This is a genomic window from Desulfosalsimonas propionicica, assembly GCF_013761005.1.
Taxonomy (GTDB): Bacteria; Desulfobacterota; Desulfobacteria; order Desulfobacterales; family Desulfosalsimonadaceae; genus Desulfosalsimonas; species Desulfosalsimonas propionicica.
Window position 1 is genome coordinate 452,229 of the sequence record NZ_JACDUS010000001.1, and the last position, 15,412, is coordinate 467,640.

A 15,412-nucleotide genomic window follows, 5' to 3' on the forward strand; every position below is an offset into this window, starting at 1 on the left:
AACGACTGCTCTCCGGCCTGTGGTTTTAATCCGGTGTTGAATTTTTCTTGAAAAATCGATATACTGTTCTGAGATAATATGTACCGGACAGTTGCCGGTGCAGCCGCAGAAACTGGATGGCAACAGGAAAAACGGTATGATTTATACGCCTTATCATTATCGGCGCTGTATTCGGTGTCTGGACAGGTCCCGGGCCCGGAAAAAAACGACAAAAAAAGCCGCTGGTGGATTGTTTGTCATTGCCCTGCTGTTGTGCGCATCCCTGGTGCTCCGGGACAATTCCGCATCTCTGCCCGGAATCTCCGATTGTGACGCCTTCCCGGATCGCAACCCGAACAAAGCATTGCTCCGGCCCGTGACAACAGATACTGGAGTTGTAACAGAGGCGACAGATGCAAAGGCTCCCTCAGTCATGGAAAATCATCCCGGCGCCAGGCAGATATGGGACCAGGATTTTGGATCCACTCTTGAGGAAACCAGGGTCAGGGTTGCGGCCGGTGATACGCTTTATCAAATCTTGTGTAAAAAGGGCCTGGGCCGCCGGGAGGCTTATGATTTGACCCAGGCCATGCGGCCGGTTTTTAATCCGGCACAATTGCGCCAGGGCCAGGAACTGTCCATGGGTTTTGTCCGGGGCCCCCAGGGAAGCGACATGCTGCAGGTGTTAACGCTTTCACTGGATGCCAAAACCAGGGTTGAGGTCATGCGCGGCAATGACCACTGTTTCAAAGCCCGCAGGGTGGAACGTCAATTGCAGAAACGTCCGGCCCGGTTTGCTGCAGAGGTCAGCTCCAGCCTTTACCAGGCGGCCCGGGATCAGGGGCTGCCCATTTCGGTATTAATGAAACTGATACGGGTTTATTCCTATGATGTGGATTTTCAGCGCGACCTGCATTCCGGAGACCGGGTTGAAATTTTATACGAGGAAAAAACCACTCCCGAAGGCCGGCGGGTTGAAGCCGGAGATATTCTGTACGCCGCCATTCGGACCAATGGCAGGACCCTTCGGGTATACAGGCATGAAACACAGGACGGAAATGCCCGGTTTTTTGATTCTGAGGGCAACAGTGTGCGCAAGGCATTGATGGTCACCCCCATTGACGGTGCTGCTATCAGTTCCGGATACGGCATGCGCAGGCACCCGATTCTCGGATACAATAGGATGCACAAGGGTCTGGATTTTGCCGCCCCGAAGGGTACGCCCATCATGGCAGGGGGCGACGGGGTTGTCACCTATGCCGGGCCCCGGGGCTCTTACGGCAACTATGTGCATATCCGGCATCCCAATAACTATGAAACCGTGTATGCCCACATGAGCAGGCATGCCGAGGGTCTTCAATCCGGCAAACGGGTCAAGCAGGGAGAGATCATCGGCTATGTCGGCTCCACCGGCAGATCCACCGGACCGCACCTGCATTATGAAATCCGCCATGCCGGCAAAAGCATTAATCCCTCCACTCTGAAAGCTCCGCCGGGCCGCGGCCTGGAAGGCGATGAAATGCAAAGATTTCTGGCTACCAAGGGGCACCTGGAAAACCTCTATGCTTCTCTTGCCGATTCATCAAAACTGGCCCTGGCCGAGGCGCCTGATGAGCAACAGAAATTTCCGGCAAAAAATTAAAAACGCGCACTGTTTCTTCCCGGACCCAATACAGATTCCGAAAAACGGCAAAATCACCTTTGACGATGAGCCAAAAAAGCTCTAGTTTTATCATATATTGTTGCCGGAAATTGTTGAATCATTTTCGGGCGCAGATGCCGGGCGCTGAAAGCAAACCCCAACCTGCCGGAAAAGGGATGCACCCTTATGGGAAACCTGAGTTTCAATTCCAGAATGCACAGGATTGTCGTCGTGGTTGTTATTTTTGTTTTGCTGGGGGTTCTGGCGTTTTTGGGATGGCATCGGTTCATGCAGTGGCATGAAGACCGGGTGGATTCCGCTGTCCTGCAGGAACGGCAAAAACAGGAGCAAAAGCGGGAGCAGATTGAACAGAAACAGGTGCTGGACTGGCTGGAGGAAAAATCCGGCGGTCGCAAATCCGAAGAACTCTCTGAGTCCCGGATGCGGGAAGTCTTCGGGGAGCCGGTGTTGAGTGATAGTCCCGGTATGGAATCCCGGAGTACCTCCTGCCGCCGGCTTGAGCGCAAAATCGAGGCTTTTTTTGCTTATCTGGACAAAAAGCGGGATGTCGGATCCAGGGACTCCGGGCAGAAAAAGAAATCCTATGACGTCTTTGAACAAATCCTGGCGGACCTGATTGCCAAACCGCCTTTGATCAATGATGAAACCCGGGACCTGGTGAGCCTGATGCGCAATCAGGCCCATTTTTTCCGCACCCTGAACAAACAGCGCGTGGAACTGGTCCTGGAAATTCTGCAGTCGGAAAAGGACGTGGTGGAGCCGGCAATGGCCGATTTTTACGATTACTACGTCTATAAGCAGTGCTGCAGGCAGAGTTCAAAGGACTGTATTTCTGAGGAAAGCCTGTATCGTTATGCCGGATTTTTCCTTCATACCCTCTCGGGCAAGAGCTATCTGATGCGCCGGCATCCCGTGGTGCGGACTTTGATTCGGTACTACTCCGTGCTGATCCTTGACCTGGCCAATGAGAAGGGCTTAAACCGCCACGGTATTGACATCCGGCCGCATATCAAGCTGGTGTTAAATGATGTTGTGGCACAGGAGAACCTGATTTTTCAGCAGCGGTATATCCGCCAATTGCGGGATTTGCAGGAAAAATACCGGTTTTAGCAGCCGTTGGCGCGGCCACGGAGAGCCGGCGAAAACCGGGAGTCTGAAAACGCAAAAAGCCTTTTGAAAACCATAACAGATTAAGGGGTATGGTGATGACGGAACAATGGGAAAAGGATTTGTCCTGCGCGGTTTCCTGCACCCGGTGCAATAGCGCCCTTGGCGCAGCTGACCGGCGTATTCTTTCAGTATACACCCATGCACCCATCTGCATGGCCTGCAAGAAAAAAGAGGAAAGCCGGCCGGATTACGAGGAAACCTCCCGGCAGATGATCGGGCAGTGCATGGCGGATACCGAGGCCGCCTGGTCGGATCCTGGGGGGTATTGCTTTTATCATTTTTATCCGTTTACCTGTGAATAAAGGCAACGCCTGTTTCAGGCCGGCCTCCGCCCGGTGTAGAGGGTGGCAATACCGGCGGACAGCCCCTTCCAGCCCACATTTTCGAACCCGGCGCTTTCCATGAGCCCGGCAAAAGCCCGCGGCCGGGGGAAGTTGAGCACGGACTCGGGCAGATACTGGTAAGCCCGCATGTTTTGGGAAAAAAGACCCCCCACGGCCGGCAGGATTTTTTTGAAGTAAAGAAGGTACAAGTCCCTCAGTATCCCGGCACGGGGTGTGGACAGTTCAAGTACGGCCATCATCCCGCCGGGCCGCAGCAGTCTGAAAAAATGCTCCAGGGCCAGGTCCCGCCGGGTGATGTTTCTGATGCCGAATGCTATGGAGATACCGTCAAAGCTTTGCTGTGCAAACGGCGGGTGCAGGATGTCTGCAGCCAGCAGCCGCCCCTCTGGGTTTCTGGCCGCCTGCCTGATCTTCCGGGCGGCAATGCCCAGCATTTCCGTTGAAAAATCAATACCGCAAACCCGGGCCCCGGGTTTCTGGCGCCATATTTCAAGCATCACGTCCCCGGTGCCGCAGGCCGCATCCAGGACCCTTGCGTTTTGGCCAAGATCCATGGCCGCCACAAGGCGCCGCCGCCAATAGACATCCTGCCGAATGCTCAGCAGCCGGTTTAAAAAATCGTAATAAGGCGCAATGGCGCCAAACATGCTTTTGACAAAGCCGGGAGGATTATTTTTGCTCATTGACAATTCCATTTGATGCATTATTGTCCTGTTGTTAACATCCTGATGTATTTATTGTGCCGCCTTTGGCTTGATACTTTCCATAGCACAACATGTACAGGTTTCAAAAGCCTTGCTTTGTTTCAGCGAAATTGGGTAAGAAATTCGTTGCACCGCACCAGCGGGCGACAAAACCAACAACAGAAAACCGGTTAACCAGATATGAGTGAAAAACGGGACTATTACGAGGTTCTCGGCGTTGACAGAAACGTTGATTCCGCTGAATTAAAAACCAAATACCGCAAAATTGCCCTGAAGTATCATCCGGATCGCAATCCCGGTGATCAAGAGGCTGAAGAACGATTCAAGGAAGCTGCAGAAGCCTATGAGGTGCTTTCCAATCCGGAAAAGCGGCAGCTTTATGACCAGTTCGGCCACCAGGCATTTGAAAACGGCGGCAGAGGCGGCCAGGCCGGCGGATTTCGTGATTTTGAAGATATTTTTTCCAGTTTTGGCGATATTTTCGAGGACTTTTTCGGATTCCGCTCCGGTGGCCGCGGTGGACAAACCCGTGCCAGGCGGGGCTCAGATCTGCGATATGACTTGAAAATTGATTTTAATGACGCGGCCTTTGGCAGGGAAACCGAGCTGGACCTGGAAAAAATGGTGGTTTGCGACGAATGCCATGGCTCCGGCGCCAAGCCCGGCACCGAGGCCCGCACCTGTGATCAGTGCCGGGGAACCGGACAATTCGTGCGCAGCCAGGGCTTTTTTTCCGTTAAAAGTGTTTGTCCCAGGTGCCGGGGCCAGGGAACCATTATCACCGATCCGTGCCCCAAATGTCAGGGGCAGAAACAGGTGGTGGCACGCAAAAAAGTGGAATTGAAAATACCGGCCGGCGTGGACAGCGACTCCCGGCTGCGGCTTGCCGGAGAAGGCGAGCCCGGGGTCAACGGCGGTCCTCCCGGGGACCTGTACGTGTTCATCCATGTCAAGCCCCATGAAACTTTTGAGCGCCGGGAAAACGACGTTGTCTGCAAGGTGGAGCTTTCCTTTGTTCAGGCGGCCCTGGGAGATGAAATCGTGGTGCCCACGCTCACGGGCGAAGAAACCATCCAGGTGCCAAAAGGCACCCAGTACGGGGACACCATCAGCCTTACCAACTACGGGATCCCGTCTCTGCGCACGGGCCTGCCCGGCGATCAGATCGTGGAGGTGATCCTTAAATCTCCCAGAAACATGAGCAAGCGTCAGGAAGAGCTCATGCACGAGTATCTTGAGCTGGAATCTGAAAAACTGACATCCCGGATCAAGCGGATTTTCACCAAAACCGGAGGCGGGTCGGCAAAGTCTGCAAAGTCGGCAAAATCAGCCAAAGCCGCCAAGTCCTGATGGCATCATAAAAAATCTGATTTCAGATGGCGCCGTAAACAGTTCAAGATCAAGGCTTGTGCAATTTCGAAGAATGCAGAGTACTTATCCGTACGTGAAATTCTGAAAAATTGCGTGTAACGCAGATATTGAATTTTTTACGGCGCCATCAAGTCCTGACAAAAGGAATTGCTCAGATGTACGAACTCAAAGTGGTCAACCGGTTTGCCGCCGCTCACCAGTTGAAGATGGTCACGGAAAAATGCGAAAACCTCCATGGCCACAATTGGAAGGTGGAGCTTTTTGTAGCAGGGGAAAAATTGCAGGATTCCGGGGTGTTAATGGATTTTGGTATCATCAAAAAACGCCTCGGGGCAATCATTGACAGCCTGGATCACAAGTTTTTAAACGAGCTGCCGGCCTTTGCCGATGCCAATCCCTCTTCCGAAACCATTGCCCGCTACATTGCCGATGCCTTTACCGAGCGTATTGAGCCCGGAGAAGGGATTTTTGTCTCCCGGGTCCATGTCTGGGAATCCGATGACGCGTGCGCGGCTTACTGGCCGCCCCGGTAGGCGGCCAGCAGTTCGGCGCGGGTGACAATGGAGCGGACCTCGGGCACGGTTTTTTGGATATTTTCCGCTCCCCCTTCCTCGCGGTCGACCAGCATTACCACGCAATCCACGAAAAGCCCTTCGCTGCGCGCCCTTTCTATGGCCTTCAGCGATGATCCGCCTGTGGTGGCCACGTCCTCAACAATTGCCACCCGCTGTCCGGCCGACAGATCCCCCTCAATCCATTTGACAATGCCGTGGTCCTTTTGGGTTTTTCGGATGGAAAAGGCCGCAAACGGAGCGCCCCGGGTTTCCGAGATCAGGGATGCGGCCACGGCAATGGGGTCTGCGCCGAATGTCATGCCGCCCACCGCTTCAATGGAGCGGTCTTTTAAGGCGTCAAACACAAGGTGCCCGATGAGATAAAGCCCCCGGGAGCTGAGCGTGACAGGTTTGCAATTGATGTAATAATGGCTCGTTTGCCCTGAGGCCAGCTTGAAAACCGGCTCTTCGGAGAATTGAAATGATTTTTTGCACAAAAGGTCAATAAGTTCGTTTTTCATAAGCGGCGCCTGCTTTCCGGGCTTTTGGGCTGTTATCATATGGTTTGCGAGGTTTTCGGGTTTCCCGGCCGGGAGAAAGAGTTGATTTCATGTGCGAATTCCGATAAAAATATCCCCCACTGATTGGAAGAAGCCGTATCAAATAAGCGTCAGTGGGGGTGTGTCAGGAAAAACCGGAGCAGCCCTCCCTGCACGATTGAATTGAGCAATAACAGGAAACAGGCCTTTCGTCAATATAAACCATGACTCCAACAGACCCCCTGGACAACCGGATTATCCGCTTCTACCAGGTTTCCAAGCATTTTGGAGACAGCTGGGCCTTACACGATTTGAGCTTTGACGTGGAGACAAACGAGTTTTTGTTTATCACCGGCCCCAGCGGTGCGGGCAAATCCACTCTGATCAAGCTGTTGTACATGGGAGAGCGCATGAGCAGCGGATATGCCATTGTTGACGGCATGAATCTCACCCGTATGCATCGCCGGCAGATCCCGGTGCTGCGCCGCAAAATCGGGGTGATTTTCCAGGATTTCAAGCTGATTGCCCATCTCAATGTTTTCCAGAACGTGGCCCTGGTCATGGAGGCGGCCGGGTTTAAATCCCGCACCGAGATACGCCGTCGTGTCGGGGACCTGCTGGAACTGGTGGGGCTGGCCGACCAGGCAAAGGCCTATCCCCCGACCCTGTCCGGGGGGGAAAAGCAGCGGGCGGCCGTGGCCCGGGCCATGGTGGGCAAGCCGAAGATCATCCTGGCTGACGAGCCCACCGCGAGCCTGGATCCGGATGCGGCCGAAAGGGTGCTGCGGCTTTTGTGTGCCGCCCATTCCCGGGGGGCCACGGTGCTGATCACCACCCATGACCGGGAGCTGATTTCCCGGTTTGACACCCGGGTGATCCGTCTGCAAGGCGGGCGGCAGGTGGACGATGCTGCCGGGAATGCCGACGGGGTGTGTCCATGATGGATATGTTTCGCCGGGCTGCGGCCGATTTTGTCCGCCACCGCTTTCTTCACGGCACCTGTTTTCTCACCGTTTCCCTGTCCGTATTCATTGTCAGCGCATTTGGCTTGTTTCTGGTCAATGCCGGCGAGCTCATGGACGCCTGGCAGCAGGGAGTGCGTATCACCGCCTATCTTAAATCCGATATTTCCGGGCAGCAGGCGCTGGCCCTGGCCGGTGAGCTGGAGCAAAAACCGGAGGTGGCCTCGGTATCCCATGTTTCCGGAAAAGAGGGCCTTGAATGGCTCAAGGAGCAGATTGGCGGGCAGACCGATCTGTTGGCCGATCTTTCGGAAAACCCCTTGCCAGATGCCCTGGAAATCCGACCGGAACAGGGTCTTACAGGTGCTGATGCCTTTGATGCCCTTGCCAAATCCGTTTCCGCCAGGGCCGAAGTTGCAGACGTCGAGTACGGTCGCAACTGGCTTCACCGGTTTTACGGGGTTTACAACCTGTTCCGCATGACCGCAGCCGTGATGGCGGTCCTGGTGATTGTGGCCATCATGTTTATCGGGGCCAATACGTTCCGGCTGATTCTTTATTCCCGCCAGGAGGAAATCGAGATCACCCGGATCATTGGTGCGGATGAGACATTTGTGAAATACCCTCTTTATCTGGAGTCAATATTGCTGGGGCTCTGCGGGGCTGTGGCGGGACTGGGGCTTTTGTATGCGGCCTTTTTGTCGGTGATACCCCGGGTTTCCCCCGGAGGCCTTCTGCCGGTGTTTCAGATTCGTTTTCTTTCCCTGGGATGGATTCTCATGATTCTTATGGCGAGCATGTTTGTGGGGTGGGTAGGATGCTGGTTTACCGTCCGTCGATTCCTTCGCATTTAAGTCTGATTGTGCTCTGCCTGGCGGTGGTTTTTGCCTCGGCCCCGGCATACGGCACCCGCCTGCAGCAGTATGCGGTTGTGCAGGCCGACAGGTTAAACGTGCGCGCGGCTCCGGACACAAACGCCCGGATCATCCGGGTGCTGAAAAAAAATGAGCGAGTGCGCGTGCTCATGGAAAAAGGGGATTGGCTGCAGGTGGCAGCCGGTGAAAACCTCGGCTATATTTACGACCATGCCGGATACGTGGAAAGATTCACCGAGCACCGGGTCACGGATCAAACAGATAAGGATCTGGAACTGGCCATGGCCCGGGCACGGGAAATCGAGCGCCGTATCCGGGAAAAGCAAAAGGAGCTAAAGGCGGTTTCCCAAAAAAAAAGCGTGCTGACAAAAGACCTGGCCACCCTGGACCGGGAGGCCGCCCAAAATCGGCAGAAGCTGCAGTCCCTGATGAAGAAGGCTGAAGAAACCGGCGCCAGGATCCGCATGCTTGAAAATGAGGCCCGGGAACTGCGGCGGGAACTGGAGCGGCGAAAGACCCATGCCAATGAGCGTATCGTTGCCTTGTATAAGCTTTGCCGCCTGGGGCGGATGAATCTTTTGGCAACCGCGGAATCCGCAAGCCAGTTATTTTTACGAAAGGCGGCCATAGAGCGGGTGGTGGGCCATGATGAAGCTGTGCTGCAGCAGATGCGGGAACAAAAACACCAACTGGACAACGTGCTTGCCGGTTTGCGCCATGAGCGGAAAAAACAGGAGCAGGTGGTTTTTGAATACGAAGAGACGCTCACGCGACTGGCCCAAAAGCGCAACCAGCGGCAGCAGATGCTCGCCTCTTTGGAAAACCGGAAATCCGGGCGGCAGCAAACCCTTGAATCTCTGCGGGATGCGGCTGCGCGGCTGGAAAAAACCATATCGGCCCTGAAAACGGAAAACGAGTCGGATGACGGGGATTTTGCTTCTCATCGGGGCTTGCTAAAGATGCCGGTTCAGGGTAAGATTACCTCAAAATTCGGAAAAACCGTAACTTCGGATTCAGGAGTTATGAATTATTCCAATGGGTTGGAGTTGAGTTCGGCCCGGGGAGCACCCGTACGGGCCGTTTTTGAAGGAAAAGTGGCGTATGCCGACTGGCTCAGGGGATACGGCCAGGTGGTGATTTTATCTCACGGGCAACACTATCATACGGTCTATGCCCACATCAGTGATCTTTTCTGCGCTCAGGGGGAAACCGTCAAAACCGGACAGGTGATTGCCACGGTGGGCGATACCGGCTCCAGGGGCGGTCCGGCGCTTTATTTTGAGGTCCGCCATCAGGGAAAGCCGGTGGATCCCCTCAAATGGACCGATTCATCCATTCAGTCAGATAACGGATAAAGGAGTGAGCAATGCATTCTCAAAAAAAATCTCCCGTCCGAAAAGGGTTTGTGCTGGCTCTGGCGGCTGCTGTTTTCTTTCTGGCCTCCAGTGTGCACGGAGAGCTTTCAAAGGCAGATACTTATGAGGGCCTGAAGCTGTTTTCCGACGTGATCGAGGAACTGGAGAAAAATTACGTGGAACCGGTGGATACGCGGGACCTTATCGAAGAGGCCATCCACGGAATGGTCGAAAGCCTGGATCCGCATTCCACGTTCATGCCGCCGGAAGCCTTTGAAAGTCTCCAGAGTGAAACCCGGGGGGATTTCGGGGGGATCGGCATTGTGATTACCAAGGAAGACGGCCGGTTAACAGTTGTCTCGCCCATTGAGGGCACCCCTGCCTACAAGGCCGGCATTCAGGCCAATGATGTCATTATCAAGGTGGAAGACGAATCCACCCAGGACATGATGCTGTGGGAGGCGGTCAAGCAGATGCGGGGAGAGCCCGGCACAGAACTTCAGATCACGGTGGTGCGCGAAGGCGAGCCCGAGCCTCTGGAATTTACACTGGTCCGGGCCGTGATTCCCATGGACAGCGTCCGCCATATCATACTCCAGCCGGGCTACGGATACCTGTGGGTGACCAATTTCCGGGAAAACACCACCGACGAGGTCAAAAAGGCCCTGGCAGACCTGGAGAAAAATGCAGACCCGCTAAAGGGCCTGATTCTGGATTTGCGCGACAACCCGGGTGGACTGCTGACCCAGGCGGTTTCTCTGTCTGATGTGTTTCTGGCCGACGGCAGAATCGTTTCCATCCGGGGGCGGGATCAAAAAGAAGAAAGCGTCTACAGGGCCGAAGACGATAACCAGGAGCCTGATTATCCCATTGTGGTCCTGATCAACGGCGGCAGCGCAAGCGCTGCGGAAATCGTGGCCGGGGCCCTGCAGGACAACGGCCGCGCCCTGGTTCTGGGCACCACTTCCTTTGGAAAAGGCTCTGTGCAGACAGTCCGGCCCCTTCGCAACGGATACGGGCTGAAATACACAGTTGCCCGCTATTATACCCCCAAGGGGATTTCCATCCAGGCCGAGGGTATTCATCCGGACCTGGTGGTCAAACGCCGCCTGCTGGATGAGAAATCCGGGGGTTTGGATGCCCGGCGGATCAAGGAAGGGGATCTGAAAAATCATCTTCCCGGGAAAATGGAGCTTGAACAAGACGGACAGGAACCCGGGCCTTCTGAGAGCGACGGAGAAAAGGCCGGGGAAGGGCAAACAGAGGATGAAACCGATGTGCAAAAACTGATGCGCCTGCGCGATTCTTTATACGAGCACAGTGAACGGAGTCCGGATGCTTTGATGCTCGATTCCCAGATCAACCGGGCTTATGAAATTTTGCGGGGATACGAGGTCTTTTCCGCCATGGGCGATTGATCCAGATTCGTTTAGCAAAAACCCAGTTATCGAGAAAACAGGAAACAGCTCAGCCAGATGACGGAAAAAAAAAGCACCAGCCGGAAAACCAAATCAGGTGCGGCAAAAAAATCCAGCAGCGGCAAAGGGACAAAAAAAGCCGCTGGCAGGCAAAAGACAGCCAGCAAGAAAAAAACAGGCGCAGACAGTCAGAAAAAGACCCGGACCCGGAGTTCGAAGGCACAGAAAACGCTGGCCAGGAGCCTGAAATGGGATCTTCTGGTCTTTGTGGCCATTGTGGCCATGGTGGTGGCCACTGCCGCCTATTACCGGTTTGAACTCAGGCCGGCTCAAACCGATGGCGTTGCGGTGGAGTCCACCCGGGCGTCACGACGTTCGCCGGAGCCGGTCAAGGTGCTCCACCCCCAGACGGTCAAGGAGGGTGTGGCCCCGGATTTTGAAGTCTTTCCCCCCGAGCCGGCTTCTGCTCCGGCAACGGAGCCGGGCCCGGTTGCGCCGCCGCCTGTCCAAATCCCTGACCGGCGGCCCATGGTGGCCATTATCATTGATGATATGGGCTATGAAATGGATGTGGCCGAAAACTTTTTGTCCCTTGACTGTCCTTTGACCTATTCAATTCTGCCCCAAAGTCCGTTTCAGCGGGAAATTGCCCAAAGCGCGCATAACAGGGGGTGCCAGGTCATGCTCCATCTGCCCATGGAGCCCAGGGAATATCCGGAGGTGGACCCGGGTCCGGGGGCTTTGCTGACCGGAATGACAACAGATGAACGCATCGGGCTGTTAAAATCCCACCTTGATGCGGTGCCCCATATTTCAGGAGTTAACAATCACATGGGATCGAAAATGAGTGCGGATTCGGCCCAGATGAATCAAATCTTATCGATTGTCAAAAAAAACAAGCTGTTTTATATTGACAGCCTCACCGCAGCAGACAGCCGGTCTGGTTCGTCTGCCCGGTTGTTTCAGGTGCCCTTTGCCAGGCGCGACGTTTTTCTTGATCATGTCCCTGAGGTCGAATTTATCCGCGGCCAGCTTGACCGGCTGGTGGCTGTTGCCCGTAAAAATGGGAAGGCCGTGGGCATCGGTCACCCCTATCCGGAAACCTACAAGGTCCTGACTGAAAAATTGCCGGAGATCAAAAACCAGGTTCGGCTGGTGCCGGCCTCCGAAATCGTTTCCGGCCTGGATTTTTGAAAAGCGGTTGCGAATCTCTGATTTAAGCCAGTTTTGCGGCGATGGCCACCCAGCCGTCTTCATTGAGCACTTCGAGTATGGTAAATCCCTGTTGTTGAAGAGCGCCAATAATCATGTCCCGCTTTTCCTCGATAATCCCGGAGGTGATAAAAATTTTTTCCCCGGTGAGCAGTACCGGAATGTCCGGGATCATGGGCAGGATGGTCTGGGTCAGGATGTTGGCCACCACCAGGTCAAAACTGCCCCGGGTGTCTGTCACCAGATCCCCGGTGCGCAGGCAAAAGCAGTCTTTGCAGACCCGGTTTGCCAGCAGATTTTGTTGGGCAACATCCACGGCCACTGGATCGCAGTCAATGCCTTCAAGCTGCGCTGCCCCCAGTTTTGCCGCGGTCACCAGCAGAATCCCCGAACCGGTACCCACGTCCAGCACCCGGGCTCCTGGCCGCAGGTGGGCTTCGATTAGGCGCATGCACAGGGCTGTTGTGGGATGGGTTCCCGCGCCAAAGGCCATTCCCGGATCCAGCTCAATGACGATATCATCGCCGCCGGCTTGAAAATCCCGCCAGGAAGGCTTGACCACCAGGCGATCGGAGATGCGCACCGGGTGAAAATGGGCCTTCCAGGATTCGGCCCAGTCCTGCTCATCCACGTCGCTGTAACGCGTCGAGCATGCGTCCGCAACAGATGCCGGCAGCCGGCAAAGGGCCTCTTCCAGCTTACGGCGGTTTTGTTCCAATTGATCATCTGCTCTGAAAAAGCCGATTACTGCATTCTGCCGCGGCCGGGGCAGGGCATCGTCGGCCCAGTCCAGTTCCGGGTCTGCATCCGGGCTTTCCACGATCACGCCCTGCAGGCCCAGATCGCAGAAGATGTCGGTTATCATGGCGGCTGCAGACTCGGGATCTGACGACTCAAATATTACGCGGGTTTGAATCCATTTCATTTGTCTATCGCTTTTTCCGGTTTGTGTTTGTATGGGGCTTTGCAATACGCCGGCGCAGTTTAAATCACAAGACTTTTTTATCCCTTTGCTCCCGATGGTCCGGTTTAACTGCTTGACGGGGCCCGGGGAAATTGATAATTATCGATGTATTATGGAAGGTGACTCCCGACGATATCAGCGCCAGCGCGAAGCCATGGTTAAAAACCAGATCGAAACCCGTGGGGTGAACGATCCCGGGACTCTTGCGGCCATGCGGCGGGTGCCCCGTCACCTGTTTGTCAACGAAGCCCTCATGGATCAGGCTTACAATGATCATCCCCTGCCCATCGGCGAGCAGCAAACCATTTCCCAGCCCTATATCGTGGCCATGATGACCGAAGCCCTGCAGCTCAACCAGGACGACCGGGTCCTGGAAATCGGAACGGGTTCAGGCTACCAGGCGGCCGTGCTGGCGGAAATCGCCTACCGGGTTTATACCATTGAACGCAACCGGACCCTGTATGAAAGCGCCCGCAAAATGTTTGAGGGAATTGGTTACTACAACATCATTGCCCGTTATTCCGACGGCACCATCGGCTGGCGGGAAGAAAGCCCGTTTGATGCCATCATGGTCACAGCCGGTGCCCCTGAAATCCCCAAGCCCTTGGTGGACCAGCTGGCCACGGGTGGGCGCATGGTGATTCCCGTGGGTTCTTCCCTTTCCCAGAAAATGATCAAGGTTGTCAAGGAAGACCAGGGACTGCATCAGAGCGAACTGGGCGGATGCCGGTTTGTCCGGCTTGTAGGCCAGTACGGGTGGAGAGACGCTTGAGTTCAGGTCCCCGCGCCAAAACCTGGAAATCCGTGTTTATGGACCCGCCGGGACCCCGTTCCAAAGGCGCTGCCGTTTTCCTGGCGGTCAAGGGTGCATGCATGGGGGCGGCTGATACCGTGCCCGGGGTGTCGGGCGGTACCATTGCGCTGATCACCGGCATTTACCAGGACCTGCTGGCGGCAGTCAAATCCGTTGACGCCCGGGCCATACACCGTCTGCTTGTTTTGGATATCAAGGGCGCTTTGGCCGGGGTCCATCTTCGCTTTCTTTTGAGCCTGTTTTGCGGTATCGGCATTGCGGTGTTCAGCCTGGCCCGGGTGATGAACTATCTGCTGGCCCATCATCCCGTGCCCACCTGGAGTCTTTTTTTTGGCCTGATCGCCGCTTCGATCTGGGCTGTGGGGCGCCGGGTGGCTGCATGGTCTGCAGGGCCGGCTGCTGGATTTTGTGCCGGGACGGCAGCTGCGTGGTACGTTGTGGGCTTGGTGCCGGCACAAACCCCTGAAACCATTTGGTTCGTGTTTTTGTCCGGGATGCTGGCGGTCTGCGCCATGATTTTGCCAGGGTTGAGCGGTGCGTTTATCCTGTTGATTCTCGGCAAGTATGAATATGTCCTGGGCCTGGTGGAAAATCCCTTTGTCCCGGCAAACCTGGGAATGCTCGCAGTTCTGGCCGCGGGATGCGCCGTTGGGCTGGCCGGGTTTGCCAGGCTGCTCAAATACGTGCTCGATACCCGGCCCGATCTGGCCATCGCCGGTTTGACCGGTCTGATGCTGGGCTCCATGCGAAAAATCTGGCCCTGGAAAGAACCTCTGGTCACAGAGCAGATTCACGGCAAGCTGATGGTGATCACGGAAAGAAATATCTGGCCGGAACCAAAGTTTTCCGAGCTGATGATCCCCCTGGTTTTGATGGCAGCCGGCTTTGGGGCCGTGGTGGCCATGGAGCGGATCTCAAGCCGGTGGTCTTCGGGACATCACACGGTTTCATCTGAATCTTCGGAATCGCCCCCCAGTAAACAATGAAATCGCTGCTCCAGTTTTTCCTGCACCACCGGCGGGACCATGCTTTCGATATTGCCCCCGAACTTGGCCGCTTCCTTGATAATCGACGAACTGGTGAAAATCCAGCGCAATCCGGTCATCAGAAACACGGTCTGCACCTCCCGGTTGAGCCGTCGGTTCATCAGGGCCATCTGGAATTCGTATTCAAAATCAGATACCGCCCGCATGCCCCGCAAAATGGCATGCGCATTGCGCTGCTTGGCGTAATCCACCAGCAGGCCGTCGTAAGAGGCGCTTTCCACGTTTGAAAACCCGGCAAGGGATCGTGTGAGCAGATCAATGCGCTCGTCCACGGAGAAAAGCAGTTTTTTCGCCGGGTTTTCCAGTATGGTGATAATGAGGCGGTCAAAGATTTTCAGGCCCCGCTCAATGATATCCAGGTGACCGTTGGTGACCGGGTCAAATGATCCCGGGTAGATGGCGATTTTTTCCATAATCAATGTCCTGAGTGCTTTAACGTGAT

General features: G+C 55.2%; 16 protein-coding genes. 12 read left to right on the forward strand and 4 right to left on the reverse strand.

Going from position 1 to position 15,412, the window contains the following annotated elements:
- The first annotated feature begins 136 nt into the window (after nucleotides 1-136).
- From HNR65_RS01980 to HNR65_RS01990, 3 genes are all read left to right on the forward strand, one after another.
- Nucleotides 137-1,621, forward strand: coding sequence for a M23 family metallopeptidase (locus HNR65_RS01980; RefSeq protein ID WP_181549758.1), 1,485 nt, complete (start codon nucleotides 137-139; stop codon nucleotides 1,619-1,621).
- 186 nt (nucleotides 1,622-1,807) lie between these two features.
- A complete protein-coding gene (locus tag HNR65_RS01985; protein WP_181549759.1) occupies nucleotides 1,808-2,752 on the forward strand; it encodes a hypothetical protein in 945 nt (314 codons plus the stop codon).
- Nucleotides 2,753-2,847: 95 nt separating this feature from the next.
- Entirely contained in the window at nucleotides 2,848-3,114 is a 267-nt protein-coding gene (locus HNR65_RS01990) for a hypothetical protein (protein ID WP_181549760.1), read from the forward strand.
- A 14-nt stretch (nucleotides 3,115-3,128) separates the two neighbouring features.
- Here HNR65_RS01990 and ubiE read toward each other — a convergent pair whose 3' ends face one another.
- Nucleotides 3,129-3,839, reverse strand: coding sequence for a bifunctional demethylmenaquinone methyltransferase/2-methoxy-6-polyprenyl-1,4-benzoquinol methylase UbiE (ubiE, locus tag HNR65_RS01995; protein ID WP_181549761.1), 711 nt, complete (start codon nucleotides 3,837-3,839; stop codon nucleotides 3,129-3,131).
- A gap of 201 nt (nucleotides 3,840-4,040) precedes the next feature.
- On the opposite strand from ubiE, the gene dnaJ reads away from it, so the two are divergent.
- A complete protein-coding gene (dnaJ, locus tag HNR65_RS02000) occupies nucleotides 4,041-5,210 on the forward strand; it encodes a molecular chaperone DnaJ (RefSeq protein ID WP_181549762.1) in 1,170 nt (389 codons plus the stop codon).
- Nucleotides 5,211-5,386: 176 nt separating this feature from the next.
- Nucleotides 5,387-5,764 (forward strand): 6-carboxytetrahydropterin synthase QueD, encoded by a 378-nt coding sequence (queD, locus tag HNR65_RS02005; protein ID WP_181549763.1) that lies wholly within the window; start codon nucleotides 5,387-5,389, stop codon nucleotides 5,762-5,764.
- Here queD and pyrE read toward each other — a convergent pair.
- Nucleotides 5,746-6,306, reverse strand: coding sequence for an orotate phosphoribosyltransferase (pyrE, locus tag HNR65_RS02010; protein ID WP_181549764.1), 561 nt, complete (start codon nucleotides 6,304-6,306; stop codon nucleotides 5,746-5,748). The genes queD and pyrE overlap by 19 nt on opposite strands.
- A gap of 242 nt (nucleotides 6,307-6,548) precedes the next feature.
- Between pyrE and ftsE the strand changes: the two genes are divergently transcribed.
- The 5 genes from ftsE to HNR65_RS02035 are packed head-to-tail and all read left to right on the forward strand — an operon-like array spanning nucleotide 6,549 to nucleotide 12,128.
- Nucleotides 6,549-7,265, forward strand: coding sequence for a cell division ATP-binding protein FtsE (ftsE, locus tag HNR65_RS02015; protein ID WP_220128251.1), 717 nt, complete (start codon nucleotides 6,549-6,551; stop codon nucleotides 7,263-7,265).
- Complete coding sequence (locus tag HNR65_RS02020; protein ID WP_181549765.1) at nucleotides 7,262-8,140, forward strand: cell division protein FtsX; 879 nt, start codon at nucleotides 7,262-7,264, stop codon at nucleotides 8,138-8,140. The genes ftsE and HNR65_RS02020 overlap by 4 nt, the downstream gene beginning before the upstream one ends.
- Complete coding sequence (locus HNR65_RS02025; RefSeq protein WP_181549766.1) at nucleotides 8,104-9,516, forward strand: peptidoglycan DD-metalloendopeptidase family protein; 1,413 nt, start codon at nucleotides 8,104-8,106, stop codon at nucleotides 9,514-9,516. Before HNR65_RS02020 ends, HNR65_RS02025 begins: the two co-directional genes overlap by 37 nt.
- 11 nt (nucleotides 9,517-9,527) lie before the next feature.
- Nucleotides 9,528-10,934: a S41 family peptidase gene (locus HNR65_RS02030; RefSeq protein ID WP_181549767.1), complete on the forward strand. Its 1,407-nt coding sequence runs from the start codon at nucleotides 9,528-9,530 to the stop codon at nucleotides 10,932-10,934.
- Nucleotides 10,935-10,991: 57 nt separating this feature from the next.
- Nucleotides 10,992-12,128 (forward strand): divergent polysaccharide deacetylase family protein, encoded by a 1,137-nt coding sequence (locus HNR65_RS02035; RefSeq protein WP_181549768.1) that lies wholly within the window; start codon nucleotides 10,992-10,994, stop codon nucleotides 12,126-12,128.
- 22 nt (nucleotides 12,129-12,150) lie between these two features.
- On the opposite strand, the gene prmA is transcribed toward HNR65_RS02035, so the two are convergent.
- Nucleotides 12,151-13,071, reverse strand: coding sequence for a 50S ribosomal protein L11 methyltransferase (gene prmA, locus HNR65_RS02040; RefSeq protein ID WP_181549769.1), 921 nt, complete (start codon nucleotides 13,069-13,071; stop codon nucleotides 12,151-12,153).
- 151 nt (nucleotides 13,072-13,222) lie between these two features.
- Between prmA and HNR65_RS02045 the strand changes: the two genes are divergently transcribed.
- Together HNR65_RS02045 and HNR65_RS02050 are read left to right on the forward strand one after the other, a co-directional pair.
- A complete protein-coding gene (locus tag HNR65_RS02045) occupies nucleotides 13,223-13,882 on the forward strand; it encodes a protein-L-isoaspartate(D-aspartate) O-methyltransferase (RefSeq protein WP_181549770.1) in 660 nt (219 codons plus the stop codon).
- Nucleotides 13,879-14,910 carry a DUF368 domain-containing protein gene (locus tag HNR65_RS02050; RefSeq protein ID WP_232364609.1) on the forward strand — a complete coding sequence of 344 codons (1,032 nt, stop codon included), beginning with the start codon at nucleotides 13,879-13,881 and terminating at the stop codon, nucleotides 14,908-14,910. The genes HNR65_RS02045 and HNR65_RS02050 overlap by 4 nt, the downstream gene beginning before the upstream one ends.
- Here the strand turns inward: HNR65_RS02050 and coaD are convergent.
- Nucleotides 14,862-15,383: a pantetheine-phosphate adenylyltransferase gene (coaD, locus tag HNR65_RS02055; RefSeq protein ID WP_181549772.1), complete on the reverse strand. Its 522-nt coding sequence runs from the start codon at nucleotides 15,381-15,383 to the stop codon at nucleotides 14,862-14,864. The two genes, HNR65_RS02050 and coaD, sit on opposite strands and share 49 nt — an antisense overlap.
- Between the last annotated feature and the right edge of the window lie 29 nt (nucleotides 15,384-15,412).